Origin of the sequence: Bacillus aerolatus, assembly GCF_009183655.1 — a bacterium.
In the GTDB taxonomy this organism is placed as follows: domain Bacteria; phylum Bacillota; class Bacilli; order Bacillales; family Domibacillaceae; genus Pseudobacillus; species Pseudobacillus aerolatus.
In genome coordinates this window covers 62560-78992 of the sequence record NZ_WEIO01000011.1, presented here as the reverse complement: position 1 = coordinate 78992, position 16433 = coordinate 62560, and the positions used below count along the sequence as shown (strand labels likewise).

The window sequence follows — 16433 nt, the reverse complement described above, 5'->3', positions numbered from 1 at the left end:
CCTTGATCAGCCTTAGGCAAAAATGTTCTTTCACCAATGTCTAGCTGCGTCTCCTTGGAGCTCGAGGGGCTAGGCGCTGGAGCTGGGCGTAGACCCGCTTATTAGCAAAGTTATACACAATGCGATTATTTTATAGTTTCCTAAACAGGAAAAAAAAGCATGACCGGAAGCTTTAGCCCAGTCATGCTTTTCACTTTATTATTGCGACATTTCTTGAAAAATATCCGTTAACACAGGAATGATTTGTTTCTTGCGGGAAACGACACCTTCTAATACGATCGTCCGATCAGAAATTGGTGTATTATATGCTTTTTCAACAACGGCGGCTTCCTGACCGGCCACAATAGCGACAGAGTTGCTGTTCAATATATCCGTTACAACGAATAAAAACAAATCAAGCTCTTTTTCTGCAATCGTGCGTTGCAGCGCTTCTTCAATTTCTTCCTTGCGGGCAAGAATATCTAATACATCAATCGCATTTACTTGCGCCACTTCCACTTGATAATTTCCCATTGCGAATACTTTAGAATCGAGTGAAATTAATGTTTCTGTTGTTTCTCCACTTAAATCAGCTCCCGCTTTCAACATGGCAAGACCGTATTCTTCCGCATTGACACCGGCAATTTCTGCAAGCTCTTGTGCGGCTTTTATGTCTTCTTCAGTGCAAGTCGGCGATTTAAATAAAAGTGAATCCGAAATAATAGCTGACAGCATTAGTCCCGCTACGTTTTTCGGCACAGCTACACCGTTTTCTTTATACATTTTATTTAAAATAGTTGCTGTGCAGCCAACTGGCTCCGCACGATAGTACAGCGGGTCGCTCGTTTCAAAGTTAGCGATCCGGTGATGATCAATGACTTCCAGTATACGAACAGCATCAATATCATCAACGCTTTGCTGGCGCTCATTATGATCTACTAAAATGACTTGTTCCACTTCAGGAGCAGCCTTTTTAATCAAGCGTGGCAGCTCGGCACCAAATTGCTTTAATGCATATTCCGTTTCTCCGTTCAAACCGCCAAGACGCACAGGCTCAGCGTCCACACCCAATTCTTTTTTCAAGGCTGCATAAGCAATAGCAGAACAAATAGAATCTGTATCTGGGTTTTTGTGTCCGAAAATAAGTACTTTACTCATCGTTTAACTCCTCACTTGTCTAATTAATAGATAGCGGTACTTCCAGGCTCCGCTTTTATTCCATGTTACTATTTTAACGCAAAACACTTCAAATTTCTCGTTTACTTTCAAAAATTCATTAAATTAATAAGATTAGTCGGATTAAACTTCAATTACTATTTTCTCTATTGATGATTTTCGATAACAGTTTTTTCTCATTTCCTCTGGTCATTTGTCAAGTAAAATAAATAAGCCGCTCCTAATCTCTTGTTACCGAGAGAAGACCAAGTGAACATTCACTTGGTCTTCTCTCCTTTATTTTTTCATGTTTTCCTGGTCTTTTAACCGGTTTTGCTGATCGGACTCGCGGGCTTGATTCTTAAACTCATTTTCTCGTTTTTGTTCTTCCTGTTTTTTTCTTTCCTGCTCCATGAGACGATCGTGGTCATTATTGTCGGCCATCTTTTTTCCTCCTCTCATTTTATCAATTTGTTTCCCTCATTTTGTTCCTTAAAACTCTTTTTCGTATTCGACAAAATTCTTGCCGCTTCCAATTAAGTTTCAACTACAATAAGAGAAACCGGTGAAAAGAGGGTGAGGTTGATGGCTCAAACCGAAAGAAACGAATCAGCGGCAAAGCGGCCGGCCTGGGGGTTATACTTTTCGCTTCCAGTTCTGTCCTGGGCACTTTATGACTTTGCCAACACAATTTTCTCTTCCAATATTATTACCATCTTCTTTCCTTTTTACCTTCAGGAAGCAATTGGCGGGAATGAACAGCTTAACCAAATAGCGAGCACGTTCATTTCTTACGCGAATGCGGCAGCGAGTTTTTTTCTCGTATTATTTTCTCCGCTGTTTGGTGTTTTGATTGACCGAACCGGCAAGAAAAAACGCTATATTATTCCGTTTACGCTTATTTGCGTGTTATGTACTGTTCTTATGGGGCTTGCTGCTTCGTCCGATTTACAAAAAACTGTGTTCGGTCTGCCCGCTTCCCTTGTTTTTGTCGTTCTACTATTTGTCGTGGCTAAGTTTTTCTATCATTCCAGTTTAATTTTTTACGATACGATGCTCGCAGACTTAGGATCGAAAGAAGAAGTGCCGCTGCTATCCGGATTCGGCGTGGCCGTCGGTTATATCGGGACGCTGGCAGGACTTGCCGTCTATCCATTTATCGGCGACGGTGACTTCCATCGCGCCTTTATTCCAACGGCTGTTTTGTTCCTTATTTTTTCATTGCCGCTCATGCTCACCGGACGGGAAACAAAGCTTTCCCCTCCTGTAGAAAAAAAGTCCTTTATTAGCGGCTACCGTGAAATTATTTCTACTTTTAAAGAGATGAGACAGCACCGGGTTATTTTTCTGTTCATGATCGTGTACTTTTTCTTAAATGATGCGATTGCTACGGCGGTGGCGATGATGGCTGTATACGCAAAAGCCATTGTCGGCTTTAGTTCCGGACAGTTTATTTTGCTTTATCTCGTTTCAACTATTGCAAGCATTATCGGCTCTTTTCTCTTCGGCTACATTACAAAAGCACTTGGCGCGAAAAGAGCGGTCAATATTGTCGGGATCATTTTGCTAGTTGCGCTGTTTATTGCCACATTTGCTGTCAACGAAGCGATGTTCTGGGTCGCTGGCAGCTTGTTCGGCGTATCGCTCGGAGCTGTATGGGTCACTTCAAGAACATTTATTATCGAAGCGACGCCGAAAGAAAAAAGAGGACAGTTTTTTGGCCTATTTGCTTTTTCGGGAAAAGTGTCCGCCATTGTTGGTCCATTTATTTACGGCACAATTACACTCGTTCTCGCCGGCTATGGCAATGTAGCCAGCCGTACAGCACTCGGTTCTTTAATGATTCTTGTCCTCATCGGCCTGCTCGTTCATCGTCGCATTCGTTTATAAAACAGATGTATCATTCGGGTTTTCCAAATAGCGTCTCAGCTCGTCCATATCGTCGTGGATAAGCTCAAGCAGCTGGCGGTTGTAGAAAATGGAGGCAGGGTGAAACGTCGGAAAAATGAGATACTCTTTTTCTGTCCATTCATATTCACTGCTCTCTATGTCCTTCAGCCGTCTGACAGGCTGCCGAAAGAAACGGCCGTGCACTTCGGTGATTTTCATATCCGGCCCGCACAATCGTTTCAGACCAATGTTTCCGAGAGCCACGATCAAGGGAGTATCGACATGCTCAATTTCATAATCAAGCAACGGGGCATGAGCCAGAATTTCTCTAGAAGTCGGCGCCCGATTGTATTTTCTTTTCACCATTTCTCCCGCTCTCGTCCGCTTTTCTCCCCATTTATACGGCCGGCTTCTGACCGCACTCGTAATATACACTTCTCCCCTTGAGACTCCGGCCCGTTCTAAAAACTTCATCAATTCTTCGCCCGCTCTGCCGCTGAAAGGAATGCCGTTGTGAATTTCCGTTTCTCCCGGCGCTTCCCCCACGAGCATTAGCTTTGGTTTTTCAGGACCCATCCCGTAGACAAAGCCTTCGACAGGATAAGGATCAATTCGCTTTTTGCCAAGTTCAGCAAGCCACCCCGGTATTTGCATTGGTGGTTCTCCTTTCTGAGTCGTTGAAAAACAGGCTGCCTTTAAGACAGCCCGCCTGTTAAGTTGTTTTTGTGATCGTTTTAACCTTTCTTGCAAAACATAAAATACCGGCAATTAAAAAGAGAAGAGCCGGCAGCCAGCCGATTAATATCGTTCCAATGCCGACAATAAGCGCACTCGCTATTAACAGCCCTCCGGCAAGCTTTGGCCGGCGATTGCCCCGAACGGAAAAAGCAGCAGCCAAACTTAAAACCGTACTAAGAGTGACAATGGCAACAAAGCCCCAGCCGACACCATTGATCGTATTCATTATTGCAGTCATATCGAGACCCGTACCCGCTATTTGCGGATCATTCATTAGTTCCATTTCTAACTCTTGTCGAAGTGTGGGATCTTTCAAAAGATTAATGATCAGCACGCCGCCCGCGATAAGCAAAAGGTTAATGATAATACCGATAACCGTTAAAATTAATTCTGCCGTTCGTTTCATGTCACAACCTCCTTTCTCATGATTAATATATACCCTTAGGCACATATCCTACTCGAAAAAGAGTGAACTGGCCTAAAGTTTTCATTTCCAGCTGCTTATACATAAGAAAAAGACAGGTATGCGACCTGTCTTCTTCTTAATTATATCGCTTTTGTACCTGAAATATTCTGCCGGGCTTTCGCTCGGGAAAAAAGCTGCTGGACAAGAACGATGGCAAGCACACTGAGCCCAATAATATCTGTCCATATGCCCGGAATAATTAATGTGATGGAGCCGGCAAGGCATAAAGCGGCAAGCGGCAGCGGCAAATCTGCGATTAAATATCTTTCAAGCGCTGCACTCAATCCGAGTATGCCTATGATCGCCGTGATCGTCACCCAGACTACTTCTAGCGGGCTTGTTACGTCCTGCATCAATAAAACAGGTGAAAAAACAAAAATGTACGGGATGATAAAGCCGGACAACGCAAGCCGCAGTGCTTCAAAGCCTGTCTTATTCGGACTGGCTCCGGCAATACCCGCTCCCGCAAAAGCAGCCAATGCAACCGGAGGTGTTACGTTCGCTAAAATACCGAAATAAAAGACGAACATATGAGTGACAAATGGCGCGACTCCAAGTTCGAGCAAAGCCGGTGCGGCCATCGTCGCTGTAATAATATACGTCGGAATAGACGGAAGCCCCATTCCCATAATGATACAAGCGACCATCGTGAAGATTAGCGTTAAGAACATTTCTCCCTGGCCGAGCACAAGAATGGATTGAGTGAGCTTCGGTCCGAGACCTGTCAATGTGCTCACACCAACAATCAAGCCGACCATCGCACACGACATCGCCACGCCAAGCGCAGCCCGGACACCGTCTTCCATCGCTCCAAGAATTTCTTTAATTCCCATTCGCGTTTCTTTATTGAACCAACTGACAACGACAGAAAGTACGATGGCGTAAAAGGCGGCAAACAGCGGAGTTCTCCCGGCAATTAGCAGGCCAATCAGTACAATGATTGGAATGAGCAAATGGCCGCCATTTTTAAACACTTGCCATAAATTCGGCAGTTCTGCTTTGGACATTCCGCTGAGACCGAGCTTTTTTGCCCGGAAATGAACGATACAAATAATGCCGAGATAATAAAGAAAAGCCGGCAATATAGCGGCAAGCGCAATCTGGTTGTACGGCATGCCGAGCGTTTCCGCCATAATAAATGCCGTTGCTCCCATGACCGGCGGAATAATTTGTCCGCCGACAGAAGCTGTTGCTTCAACGGCACCGGCGAATTCCGGCTTATAGCCGACACGCTTCATTAATGGAATCGTAAAAGCCCCTGTCGTTACAACGTTGGCAAGTGCACTTCCGTTAATGGACCCAAGCAGTCCGCTTGACACAACTGCCACTTTTGCCGGACCCCCGGTAGTGTGACCCGCTAAACTGAGCGATATGTCCGTGAAAAATTGGCCCATGCCAGAACGATTTAAAAAAGCGCCGAATAAAATAAAGAGAATAATATAAGAAGCGGAAACAGAAATAGCAATTCCGTAAATCCCTTCTGTAGATAAATACATATATGTGACAATATCTTCTAAATCTTTTCCTGAATGCTTGAACATATTCGGAAAGTACTGTCCAAAGAACGCATACACAAGAAACAGCACAGTCAGAATAGTCAGCGCATTGCCTGCTACCCGGCGGCCGCCTTCAATGACGACAGCAATAGTGAGCAGTCCGAACGCAATATCAACTCCGCTCGGCATATAGATGGACATCCTCTCAGCAATGCCTTCATAATCAACAATCATGTATCCACCTGTGGCGATTGCTGCCGCCATCCAGACAACGTCAATCACAGTGACTTTATTCGTTTTCTTTTTATAAAAGGCTGGATATAAAATAAACACAAGAGCGGCAATAATAGCTGTGTGCAGCGAGCGGTGACGCAAAGCATCAAGCGGCCCGAAGTAAGCTGTATATAAATGATAGCCGGCAAGGCCCACACTTAAAATAAAAATGGCCCAGCGCCAAAACCCTTGGTCTATTTTGCGAAATCTCGATTCACTGTCATATTTCTGGAGAATGTCTTCTTGTCCTTCAACCGTTTCTGGTATTTCTTTAGCTGTATTAACCATTCATCGATCCCTCCCTTTTTCTTTTACTGTAAAACGCCTTTTTCTTTATAATACTTTTCTGCACCCGGATGCAGTGGCAGCGGCAGTTTTAAAGCTGCTTTTTCAAGTTCAATATGCTTAGCCGAGCTGTGGGCATTTTGCAAAGCGTCTAATTGTTCAAACAGTGTTTTCGTCAGCAAGTACACTTCTTCATCCGGCAAATCTTTGTGGGTGATTAACAAATTATTAACTTTGACGGTTTCTTTGTCTCTTTTCACACCTTTGTACGTATTGGCTGGAATGCTGCCGACTTCAAATGCCGGGTATTTCTTTTGAAGACTTTCGGTAATTTCTTTTGGTACTGGAATGATTTCTACTTCATCTGTTGCTGCCAATTCCATGATGCCTGAGTTCGGATAACCGGAAGACAAGAAAGCAACATCTGTCGTGCCGTTTTTGATGCCTTCAATTCCTTCTGAAAACGATAAAAAGTCTGCATTCACATCATCATACGTAATACCCGCTTCTTCCAAAATCCGTTTCGCCATAATTTCTGTTCCGCTGCCGAGAGCACCGACCGCGAGATCTTTATCTTTTAAATCTTCCAATGTCTTAATTCCAAGCTTTTTCGGAGCAACGATTTGCATATAGTTAGGATAAAGTGAGGCGACTGCCCTCACGTTAGAAAGGGCGCCTGCTTTAGCAAAGTTCCCTTCCCCCGTGTAAGCATCCGTCACCGTGTCAGCCATGGCAAACCCGAGTTCTGCTTTTTTTCTAGAGATTTTAGCTGTGTTTTCTGCAGAAGCTCCTGTCGTTTGCGCACTCGTTTGGGCCCCAAGCTCTTCTCCATAAATTTTGGCCAGTGCATTTCCGAGCTGAAAGTAAATGCCCGATGTGCCGCCAGTTAAAATGGTCACTGGCTGACCGGCCAGCGGACCCGCTGCTTTTCCTTCGCCCTCTGCCTTTTCATCAGCGGAGTTTCCGCAAGCGGATGTAATGACAAGCAGTAAAATTAAAATAAAAACTAACCGTGTACGTTTCTTCATTTCCCCACCTCTTTTTCTTTTCTTTTATTTATAATGCAACATTCATACCATTGTTAAAATTGAGTTAAATCAAGGGAGTAAACACGAAAGCGGCAAAAAATGCCGCTTAGGAACGGCAAATTGTTCCTAAACGGCACTTTTTTCTGCTATAGATTCCCTTCCCGATAAAGCTGAAGCTTATTGCGGAGACTGCGTTCACTAATGCCGAGCAGCCGGGCTGTTTCTCTTCTGCTTCCTTCGCAATCCTTTAGCACTGCTTCAATTATTATTTTCTCCGCTTCTTTCATTGTGGCTCCGATCGGCACATGAATGACGTTCGGGGAAAAATCAGACGCTTGAGTTTGCCTGCCATTTTCAGAACGGATAATCATCGGTAAATCCTCTTCTGCAATGGTTCCACCTTTTGCCATAGCTACCGTATATTCAAGAATGTTGCTGAGCTGTCTAATGTTCCCTGGGTAATCGTAAGCGAGCAGCCGGTCGAAAGCTTCTTGAGAAAGCACAGGCAGCGGCCGCTGCATTTCTTCTGCGTACTTTTGCAGAAAATAAGGAATCAATGCAGGCAAATCTTCTTTTCGCTCACTTACAAGCGGCAGCTCGATTGGGATCACATTCAAGCGAAAAAACAAATCTTCCCGGAAAGTTCCTTCTTCGACCATTTGCAGCAAATTTTTATTTGTCGCACTAATAATCCGGACATTTACTTTTGTCACTTCCGTGGAGCCAAGCGGCGTAAATTCTTTTTCCTGCAGCACACGCAGCATCTTCGCCTGCAAAGAAGCTGGCATGTCGCCGATCTCATCGAGAAATAATGTCCCGCCGTCTGCCGCAGCTACTTTCCCCTCCCGGCTGCTAAGGGCGCCGGTAAACGCGCCTTTCGCATAGCCGAACAGTTCACTTTCCAGCAGTGCTTCAGGGATAGCGGCGCAATTTACTGAGATAAACGGCCCTTTTTTTCTTTTTCCCTGCCTATGCAAAGCACGCGCCACAAGCTCTTTGCCTGTGCCGCTCTCGCCAAAAACAAGCACGCTCGAATCAATGTCTTTCACTCGCTCAATAACTGAAAATACTTTTCTCATGGCAGGACTTTCCCCGATCATTTGGTCGTACCCTTTTATTTTTTCGATCGTTTCGTTTAATTCGCGGATTTTACTGTATAAGTTTTGATGTTCCAGTGCCTTTTCAATTAAAAGATGAAGCTCGTCTATATCAAGCGGCTTCGTAATATAGTGATAAGCTCCCCGCTTGATTGCTTCTACAGATGATTCAATTGTACCGTAAGCAGTCATCATAATGACAGACGTCTCGGGATATGTGCTTTTCACGTTCTTCAGTACTTCTAAACCATCTGCCTCGCCAAGGCGCCAATCAAGCAGCATTACACGCACCCTGCCATGATTCAGAATATCCATCGCTTCACCTACTTGTGTAACCGCTGTCACTTCATACTCGTTTTCAAGCGCAAAACGCAAGGAAGATCCTATAGCTGGTTCGTCATCTAAAATCAATACAATAGGCTTCACTTTATGTACCCTCCTTCTTCCCGGCAGGCAATATCACGGTAAAGGTCGTCCCTTTCCCTTTCACAGTCTCTATTTGCATATCGCCGTTATTTTCTTTGATCCATTGATAACAAAGCGTTAACCCCAGTCCGACGCCGTGCGGCTTTGTCGTGTAAAAAGGTTCAAAAATATGAGAAACATCTTCTTTTTCCATGCCGGCGCCGGTGTCAACAAATTTGATGACGGCTCTGTCTTCTCTTTTCCCAGCCTTGATTATTAATTGTTTTTTCATAGTAGTTTCCATTGAATCCAGGGCATTTAACAAAAGGTTCAGCATCACTTGTTTCAGTTGGTCTGGATCGCAAATAAGCTTTAGTCCCGGCTCCACTTCTAATCGTAAATGGACACTTTTCTTTTTAACAGTCGGTTCAATAATCGCTGTCACAGACTGGATAAAAGAACTTGCCTCCAATCTCTTTTTCTGCGGAAGTTTCGGCCGGGAATAGTCCAACAGCGACTCGACAATTGTATTCATCCTCCTCAATGCTTCCGGCACGTATTTAATCAGCTCCTGTCGAAATTCAGGATCTTCATATTTACGCGGCAGCAAGTCAATAAATGTTTTCATTGAAGTGAGTGGATTGCGGATTTCGTGAGCTACTCCCGCGACAAGCTGGCCGAGTGCCCGCATCTTCTCCTGGGTTGCCAGTTTTTTTTCGAGCATCTTTGCTTCCGAACGGTCAGCGAGTGTCAGCAAGCAGCCATTCCTCTTTCCCTGCTCTTCATACAAAGGGATAAGACGGTATAAAATAAACCTTGTTTCTCCCTTCAATTCCAGCTCTACTTCTTCTGAAATCAGCTGCGGCTCGCCTTTACTTTCTCGGAAAGTTTCATAGTTATCGATGATCCGGGCAATGAGCGGCAGCTTAAGGACATCTGCCGTCTGCACTTGCTCTTTTCCTTCGAGTGCAAGCATTTCTTTCGCCCGTTCATTTAAGCTTGTCAGCTGCAAAGACTCGTTAAATGTTAGAATCCCGTAATACATATGATGAATAATCTGTGTTTTAAACGCATTCGCTTCAGAAATCGCGTGCTGCTGAATTTCCAATTGACTATTTGCCTGGGCGAGTGCAAATGTCCGCTTAGCCACTTCTTTCTTCAGCCGCTTATTCCATAAGTAAATGAAAATAAGGACAATAAGAGCACAGCCGATAATGACAAGCAGAAAAATAATCCAATTGCGCATTTCTTTCAAGCGGCCGTCCGGATTCAAACCAAACCACTGCGCATACAAAATTTGATATTCACCGTTTGCCTGCATCCGGGCCAGTGAATCATTAATAAGCGAAAGCAGCTCTTTTTCTCCCGGACGGACAGCAACTGCAAAGTCAGAAGGCACTCCTATATGTTCAAGGAGACGGTAATTTGCTTTTTCTCCCGCTTGCTCCAAATAAAAGTCAGCTGTCCACTTATTCGTTAACAAGGCATCAGCTCTTTCCATGAATAAAAAATCGAGCCCGTCCTTTGCATTAAGCGCTAATTGAAATTCCACCTGCCTTACATTTAACAGCAAATCAAACGCAACTGGCTCTTCCTGCATCACAATTGTCTTTCCGCGCAAATCTGTTAAGCTTTTTACTTCACCTGGCTCCTCTTTCGGTACGACGAGCGCATCCGTCATCGTAAAGTACGGCTCTGAAAATTGAAAACGTTCACTTTGTTCTGCGGAGTATTTCAATCCCATAATCGCATCGATCTTTCCTGATTTCAGTGCACGCGTCGCTTCATACAAATTCATTGGATAAAATTGAAACTCCACACCTTCTTCTTTAGAAATATAGTTAAAGAGCTCTACACTGAAGCCAGTAAACTTTCCTTTTTTATTTATATAAGAAAAAGGAGGCAAATGCTTTTCACCGGCAATGCGGTACACTTTTTTTGCCGGCGGCTTATCCAGCTGCTTTGATGGACTGTCGACCAAATTAGCGGCAGCCGGAGCCGGAAAGGACACAGCGAGCACAGGCAAACAGATAAGAATAAGAAATAATCGAACAGAAAAGAACATATCGTGCTGCGGCTCCTTTTAAGAATTTTGACACTATTGTATCACATTCAAAATGTCGTGAATCTTAGCAACGGAGGCTGGACCGCTGTTTTCACTCTTAATTTTGCCCATGAAAAAGAGCCGGTCTGCAAGTAGCAGCCAGCGATCAGTCATATTTATTTCTCTTAAGCTCTTACTCTTTTCGGCCAGACAAAGTTGCTGACAGCAATAAGCAAATCAATACCTACACGCAATAAAACTCATATATCTACTCCTTTTTAATACGAATGTATTATTTAATGTTATTTTACCACTCGCCTTTTTGTAATACAACTGTATTATAAAATTGCTTCTTTCTTTTTTTCTTGATAAGATGAAGCTATGCCAAAACTAGTCGATCATGAAAAAAGAAAAAAACAAATTGCTGAAGCTACATGGCGAGTCATACTTGAACGAGGCATGGAAGGAGCCACTGTAAGAAACATCGCAAAAGAAGCAGGGCTTTCTTTAGGAGCCTTGCGTCATTACTTTTCTGCACAAGATGAATTACTCGTTTACGCGATGGAACTCGTTAAAGAACAAGCGGAAGCAAGAATCAAACGAGTCGCGGCTGAGAATTTGCCGCCAAAAGAAATGATGTTAAAAATTTTGCTAGAAATCGTGCCGACGACTAAAGAAACGATGGCGGAAATGGAAGTATGGTTTGCTTTTACCGCCCACGCCCGGCACAAAAAAGACGTGTTTGACGCCAGCCACGATGGCATCTTCACCGCTATTGCCCGGTTGATTCACTACTTAGACGAAATGAAACTCTTTAAAAAAGAGCTTGATAAAGACGTGGAAACAGAAAAGCTGTATGCCATCATTGATGGATTAGCCCTCCATGCCATGCTGGAACCCAGCCGTGTGGATCGGAATCGAATCATCCATATACTTACGAGTCATATCCATTCGATTTGTAAAGAAGAACAAGAAAATTCGGGAGTCGGCCATTTATGAAGAAAAATATCAATGACCAGTTGTCTATCAAAAAATTAGACATTACAAACCTTGCTGCTGCCCAAATGGTATGGAATATCCAAATTCCCGCTTATGAAATGGAGGCAAACCTTATCCAATTTTGGGATCTCCCGCCGTTAAAAGAAACGGTCCAGTCATTGCAGCAGTGCGGAGAATTATTTTATGGTGGTTTTCTTCGTGGAGAACTGGCCGGGGCCATTTCTTTTAAAATGACTGATGATGTCCTTGATATTCACCGGCTGATGGTGCATCCAGATTTTTTTAGACGAGGAATTGCCCGGGCTTTTATAAAGTTTATTGAACAGCTGGCGCTCAGTAAGAAAGAAATCATCGTTTCTACCGGGTCAAAAAATACTCCGGCTATTCAACTCTACAATCATTGCGGATTTACGGAGATTGAACAGGTTACTGTCGCAGACGGCCTTTCTCTTACCTTCTTCAAAAAAGACATAGCCGTTAGACGAGAAAAAGAGCGCAGGTGATTCGTCACCTGCGCTCTTTCATCGTTATAGCTTTATTCCCCCGCCTTCTCGTTTCCACTTTAAGACAGGAGGGTTTTTCACTTTCATTTCCCGTTTATTTTCCCAGTATTCTTCTTCTGACCCGACAGGATCGCGGTGTTTTACATCATCGATCAGCCATCTTTTCTGCTTTTTATCATAGAAAAAGGAATACGTGCTGACGGACCGGAAAGAATTATCTTTAAATTCTTTAATGTCTCTATACTTCACTTTGTTGTTGTAGGCGACAAGAGCTGTCACATCAGCTGTCCACCGCCCATCAAAATAATGGATCGCCAAGTCATCAAGATTAATGACTGCCCCTGCATATTGAGCATGAATTTCATCAATATAGTCTTTCACAGTTTCAAAACTTTCCTCAAGCAAAAAAGATCCTTCGAGAATTGTATCCGTTACATTCGTCAGTTTGCTTTTATTAAATCCGGACGTTTGATAAACAGCGATATCACGGTTGAACGTATCCATGGCTTTCATAATTTCTTTTTGAACACCTTTATCGGAACTTGCCAGCGCATTGCCATCAATCACAAGGCTCACTTCCGGACTGCCCCACACGTCTTTTTCTTCTTCTTTCAAAAACGTGCCCAGTTCATTCGTTACCTTGACTTCTAAGTTGTATTTTCCCGGAAGAACAGGTCCATACTGACCGTCTTTTTGCTTTTTAAACGGCTTGCCAGATTCATTGACAGCAAGGCTGATTCGGTCAGCCTCGCTTTGGCCGGTCACTTTAATAGCGGCAGTCTTCACTCTTAACTTGTAATTGGGAAACATGCCCCATTTTTTGCCGTCTTCAGTCAATGTAATTTGTTGAGTCGTCGTCGCATAATCGTTTTCTTTGATTTGCTCTTCAAGTCCGGCTTTAATAACGTCATAGCTGCTGCTGTTTTCTTTTAAATAAGCAATCATCGCCTGAATGGAGGCTTTGTTCACTGCCGCCTGCTTGTTATCCGTTACGATGACGTCTTGCAGTATAGCTGGATCGTCCTTAGCAATGGCTTCTTTTAACGTTTCAACAACCTTTTCCGGCGCAGCCGCCTGCTTCACAGCAAAAAACACGCCGCCAAGCACAATGAGCAATATAGCTGCAGGAACAATCACTATTAAGCTTTTTTTATTCATAACTTCCGCTCCCTAGTAGGCTTTCCCTTTCGCGAATCCTTCTACAAGATAGTCGCTGTAATGATCGGAAGTATCCACTGTCCATTTTCCGTCTTTTTCTACCATTTTAATTTCTGCGCCATTCTGGCTTTTCACTACTTCCAAAGATTTGGCGATTGCATCGAATTTTGAAAATGCATATTGCTTTTCTTTCTCTGTATCGTATCCGCCAGTGTTTTCCCGATACTCTTTTTGATAATTATAAAGCTTGTCGTAAACGTTTCTTAATGAAACGGTAGAGTAATTCAGCTTAACTACGGCTTTTCCACCTGCGTTAGCGATTGTGTTTGCTTCTACTTTAGCCTTTTCACCAAGAGCCGCCTTATAACTATTGTAATATTTTTCAATTTCAGCATCCGTACTGTTCTCCGGTAAAGAAGTGCTCAATTGCTTTTTAAACTCGCCTTTGGCCTCTTCTTGAATAGCTTCCTTATCTGCTGTTACGTATTTTTCATAATCACTGTTTTCTTTTCCAAGATAGATAGTGTCAATGTATGCCGTTAATGCTTTAGCAGGGTCTTGAAGCTTATTAAAGCTTTTCCCATATTTCGTTGTGTCGAGCTCGAGCAAAACTTCATCCGCTTCTTCACCAGGATTTGACAAGCGCGGCGTAATACCAATTTCATATTTTTTATCTTTATCAACATTGAAATAAAAGGTCATCGTCTTCACTTTTCCAGCACCGATGTCTCCGTTTCCTTCATCTTTCAAATCGATTCCTCTAACGTATACACCTTTTTCCGGGCTTAGCTGCTCGTCACCATCATATAAATACACGCCGTCATACGATGACACATTGATTGAAGATTTGGATACGTTCTTCACTTTCAAATCAACAGCGAGCATACCGCTCGTTTCATCCACGGCTTCACCATCTTCGCCCGCCAGTATGTATTCAGCTTGATCAATATTGACTTCTATTGTTTTGCTTTTTCCAGATTCTCCACTGGCTTCCTTAGCACCCGATCCGCCGCATGCAGCCAATACGAGCATAACGGAAATAATAAGTGCCAATATGCCTATCTTCTTATTCACAACTGTTCCCCCTATTTTAAAAATAAATGCCTCTTCCTTAGTCGGCTTTTTTCTTTCTCTTTCAATGATAGGTAATTATTACAAATAGAACAAGATGGAATATATAATCATTTTTTCCTGTTTTGGAAGGTGAAAACTGATTGCAGAAGGTCCATTTAACTAACTATTAAAAATCCCTCCTTGAAATGCGTGACATAAGTCCTTTTTTGGCCAGTTCGCTTTTTATTAAATAGTTTGTCTTCTCTGCTGGGACAAGACAAACAACATGCCATGCAGCAAGCTAAAGTAGTGAGCTTTGTATTTCGAAAGGTTTGTTAATGTTTCTCAATTATACAAAATCGAATAATTATTCATTAATAAATAAATCAGTCTTTTCAATATTTTCATATGATAATATAAAAACATTCAATTTTTTTATTCATAAATGAATAATGGAGGCTGTTGTATGTACGATTTTTACATGGATCCGAGCAATAAAGCGGAAGTTCTTCATTCTCTCGAAGAAGATATTATGGTCACAAATGCAAACGGCATTGTTTTAAAAGTCAGTAAGGGAAGCGGCAGCCATTACGGCCTCGAACCCGAAACACTGCTCGGAAAATCTGTCTATGATCTAGAGCAGGAAGGCGTGTTCAAACCGGCAATTACTCCCGTAGTTCTTCAAAAAAAGAAAAAAGTCATTCTCGTTCAGACAACTCCATCCGGCAAAAAAATATTAATTACTGGCATACCGGTTTTCGGGGAAACAGGAGAAATCGAGCATATCGTCAGCTATTCTTACGACATTTCCGAACTGCTTGTGATCAAGGAATATTTAAATAATTTGGAAGAAGAAATGGCTCGCGTAAAAAGCGAACTTGCCTTGCTTCGTCATCAAAGTATAAAACTTGATGGCATGATTGCTGACAGTCAAGCGATGAAAAATATTGTGGATACCATTCAAAGAATAGAAGATATTGACGTCACAGTTTTGCTGTTAGGAGAATCGGGCGTGGGCAAATCGGCACTCGCTAAGCAAATTCATCTGAAAAGCCCGAAAAAGAACGGCCCCTTCATCGAAGTTAACTGCAGTGCTATTCCGGAAGCGTTATTCGAAGCTGAATTTTTCGGCTATGAAGGCGGATCATTTACCGGTGCCAAAGCGAAAGGAAAAATTGGCTATGCTGAAATGGCACAAGGCGGGACGCTATTTTTAGATGAAATCGGCGAGCTTCCGATTCACTTACAAGCAAAGCTCCTTAAGTTTATTCAAAATAAACAGTTTTATCGTGTAGGCGGAACAAAGCCGGTTTCAGCAGATTTTCGTTTAATTGCTGCCACTAATCGCGACTTGAAGAAAGCGGTGGAAAAACAGGAGTTTCGGCAGGATTTATATTTCCGCTTAAATGTTGTTCCCATTCACATCCCACCGCTTCGTGAACGGAAAGAAGATTTGCTGGCGCTTATTTACCATTTTAAAAACCGTTTTGCAAAGCAGCACAATCGGCAGCGCGAATTGGACAACCTTTTAGTCGAGCACTTACTAGGACTGGAGTGGAAAGGCAATGTCAGGGAACTCGAAAATTTAATGGAAAGACTAATGATTACGAGCCGTTCCCCCCTCATCAACCTGGAAGAACTGCCTGCCGAATATCAATTACAGTTAAAAAGCGACTCGCTGTTTAACCTAGAAAGAACTGGACAAACTCTCGCAGAAGTGTTGGAACAAGTAGAAAAGAAAATGCTTTTTCATGCACAGGAAAAATACCGAACGACGACCGAAATGGCAAAAGCACTCGGCATTAGCCAGCCTTCTGTCGTTAGAAAATTAAAAAAATATAAATAAATATACACAAGTTGGCAT

General features: G+C 43.0%; 14 protein-coding genes. 4 read left to right on the top strand and 10 right to left on the bottom strand.

The annotated features are described in order from the left end of the window. Positions 1-198: 198 nt before the first annotated feature. Entirely contained in the window at positions 199-1137 is a 939-nt protein-coding gene (locus F9802_RS16365; RefSeq protein WP_152153876.1) for a manganese-dependent inorganic pyrophosphatase, read from the bottom strand. Positions 1138-1431: 294 nt separating this feature from the next. Continuing rightward, positions 1432-1578, bottom strand: a complete 147-nt coding sequence (locus F9802_RS19795) for a hypothetical protein (protein ID WP_191992022.1) — start codon at positions 1576-1578, stop codon at positions 1432-1434. Between the two features lie 141 nt (positions 1579-1719). Here F9802_RS19795 and F9802_RS16360 point away from each other — a divergent pair, with 141 nt between their 5' ends. Beyond that, entirely contained in the window at positions 1720-3024 is a 1305-nt protein-coding gene (locus F9802_RS16360) for an MFS transporter (protein ID WP_152153874.1), read from the top strand. Here the strand turns inward: F9802_RS16360 and F9802_RS16355 are convergent. The 6 genes from F9802_RS16355 to F9802_RS16330 all read right to left on the bottom strand — a co-directional run bounded on the left by F9802_RS16355 (position 3019) and on the right by F9802_RS16330 (position 10877). After that, the gene (locus F9802_RS16355) at positions 3019-3678 is read right to left on the bottom strand and encodes a uracil-DNA glycosylase (protein ID WP_152153872.1); all 660 of its coding nucleotides are present in this window, start codon (positions 3676-3678) and stop codon (positions 3019-3021) included. The two genes, F9802_RS16360 and F9802_RS16355, sit on opposite strands and share 6 nt — an antisense overlap. Before the next feature lie 58 nt (positions 3679-3736). Then, positions 3737-4168: a DUF4064 domain-containing protein gene (locus F9802_RS16350; protein ID WP_191992021.1), complete on the bottom strand. Its 432-nt coding sequence runs from the start codon at positions 4166-4168 to the stop codon at positions 3737-3739. 140 nt (positions 4169-4308) lie between these two features. Then, a complete protein-coding gene (locus F9802_RS16345; RefSeq protein WP_152153868.1) occupies positions 4309-6285 on the bottom strand; it encodes a TRAP transporter permease in 1977 nt (658 codons plus the stop codon). Between the two features lie 23 nt (positions 6286-6308). Next, positions 6309-7310: a TAXI family TRAP transporter solute-binding subunit gene (locus F9802_RS16340; RefSeq protein ID WP_152153866.1), complete on the bottom strand. Its 1002-nt coding sequence runs from the start codon at positions 7308-7310 to the stop codon at positions 6309-6311. A gap of 146 nt (positions 7311-7456) precedes the next feature. After that, a complete protein-coding gene (locus tag F9802_RS16335) occupies positions 7457-8833 on the bottom strand; it encodes a sigma-54-dependent transcriptional regulator (RefSeq protein WP_152153864.1) in 1377 nt (458 codons plus the stop codon). 1 nt (position 8834) lies between these two features. Beyond that, the gene (locus tag F9802_RS16330; protein ID WP_152153862.1) at positions 8835-10877 is read right to left on the bottom strand and encodes a transporter substrate-binding domain-containing protein; all 2043 of its coding nucleotides are present in this window, start codon (positions 10875-10877) and stop codon (positions 8835-8837) included. 360 nt (positions 10878-11237) lie between these two features. Here F9802_RS16330 and F9802_RS16325 point away from each other — a divergent pair, with 360 nt between their 5' ends. Together F9802_RS16325 and F9802_RS16320 are read left to right on the top strand one after the other, a co-directional pair. Then, positions 11238-11855 (top strand): TetR/AcrR family transcriptional regulator, encoded by a 618-nt coding sequence (locus F9802_RS16325; protein ID WP_152153860.1) that lies wholly within the window; start codon positions 11238-11240, stop codon positions 11853-11855. Beyond that, positions 11852-12358 carry a GNAT family N-acetyltransferase gene (locus F9802_RS16320; RefSeq protein WP_152153858.1) on the top strand — a complete coding sequence of 169 codons (507 nt, stop codon included), beginning with the start codon at positions 11852-11854 and terminating at the stop codon, positions 12356-12358. Before F9802_RS16325 ends, F9802_RS16320 begins: the two co-directional genes overlap by 4 nt. Positions 12359-12382: 24 nt before the next feature. Here F9802_RS16320 and F9802_RS16315 read toward each other — a convergent pair whose 3' ends face one another. Continuing rightward, complete coding sequence (locus tag F9802_RS16315) at positions 12383-13516, bottom strand: TcaA second domain-containing protein (RefSeq protein ID WP_152153856.1); 1134 nt, start codon at positions 13514-13516, stop codon at positions 12383-12385. A gap of 12 nt (positions 13517-13528) precedes the next feature. Continuing rightward, on the bottom strand, positions 13529-14590 hold the full coding sequence (locus F9802_RS16310; protein WP_225435384.1) for a DUF5105 domain-containing protein: 1062 nt from the start codon (positions 14588-14590) through the stop codon (positions 13529-13531). Positions 14591-15035: 445 nt separating this feature from the next. On the opposite strand from F9802_RS16310, the gene F9802_RS16305 reads away from it, so the two are divergent. After that, a complete protein-coding gene (locus F9802_RS16305) occupies positions 15036-16415 on the top strand; it encodes a sigma-54 interaction domain-containing protein (protein ID WP_152153854.1) in 1380 nt (459 codons plus the stop codon). The last annotated feature ends 18 nt before the right edge of the window (positions 16416-16433 follow it).

Excerpts from the sequence above, each read along its gene's own strand:
- F9802_RS16325 (WP_152153860.1), top strand. The coding sequence starts at position 11,238 with ATGCCAAAACTAGTCGATCATGAAAAAAGAAAAAAACAAATTGCTGAA.
- F9802_RS16315 (WP_152153856.1), bottom strand. The coding sequence starts at position 13,516 with ATGAATAAAAAAAGCTTAATAGTGATTGTTCCTGCAGCTATATTGCTC.
- F9802_RS16355 (WP_152153872.1), bottom strand. The coding sequence starts at position 3,678 with ATGCAAATACCGGGGTGGCTTGCTGAACTTGGCAAAAAGCGAATTGAT.
- F9802_RS16320 (WP_152153858.1), top strand. The coding sequence starts at position 11,852 with ATGAAGAAAAATATCAATGACCAGTTGTCTATCAAAAAATTAGACATT.
- F9802_RS16360 (WP_152153874.1), top strand. The coding sequence starts at position 1,720 with ATGGCTCAAACCGAAAGAAACGAATCAGCGGCAAAGCGGCCGGCCTGG.
- F9802_RS16350 (WP_191992021.1), bottom strand. The coding sequence starts at position 4,168 with ATGAAACGAACGGCAGAATTAATTTTAACGGTTATCGGTATTATCATT.
- F9802_RS16365 (WP_152153876.1), bottom strand. The coding sequence starts at position 1,137 with ATGAGTAAAGTACTTATTTTCGGACACAAAAACCCAGATACAGATTCT.
- F9802_RS19795 (WP_191992022.1), bottom strand. The coding sequence starts at position 1,578 with ATGGCCGACAATAATGACCACGATCGTCTCATGGAGCAGGAAAGAAAA.
- F9802_RS16340 (WP_152153866.1), bottom strand. The coding sequence starts at position 7,310 with ATGAAGAAACGTACACGGTTAGTTTTTATTTTAATTTTACTGCTTGTC.
- F9802_RS16305 (WP_152153854.1), top strand. The coding sequence starts at position 15,036 with ATGTACGATTTTTACATGGATCCGAGCAATAAAGCGGAAGTTCTTCAT.
- F9802_RS16330 (WP_152153862.1), bottom strand. The coding sequence starts at position 10,877 with ATGTTCTTTTCTGTTCGATTATTTCTTATTCTTATCTGTTTGCCTGTG.
- F9802_RS16345 (WP_152153868.1), bottom strand. The coding sequence starts at position 6,285 with ATGGTTAATACAGCTAAAGAAATACCAGAAACGGTTGAAGGACAAGAA.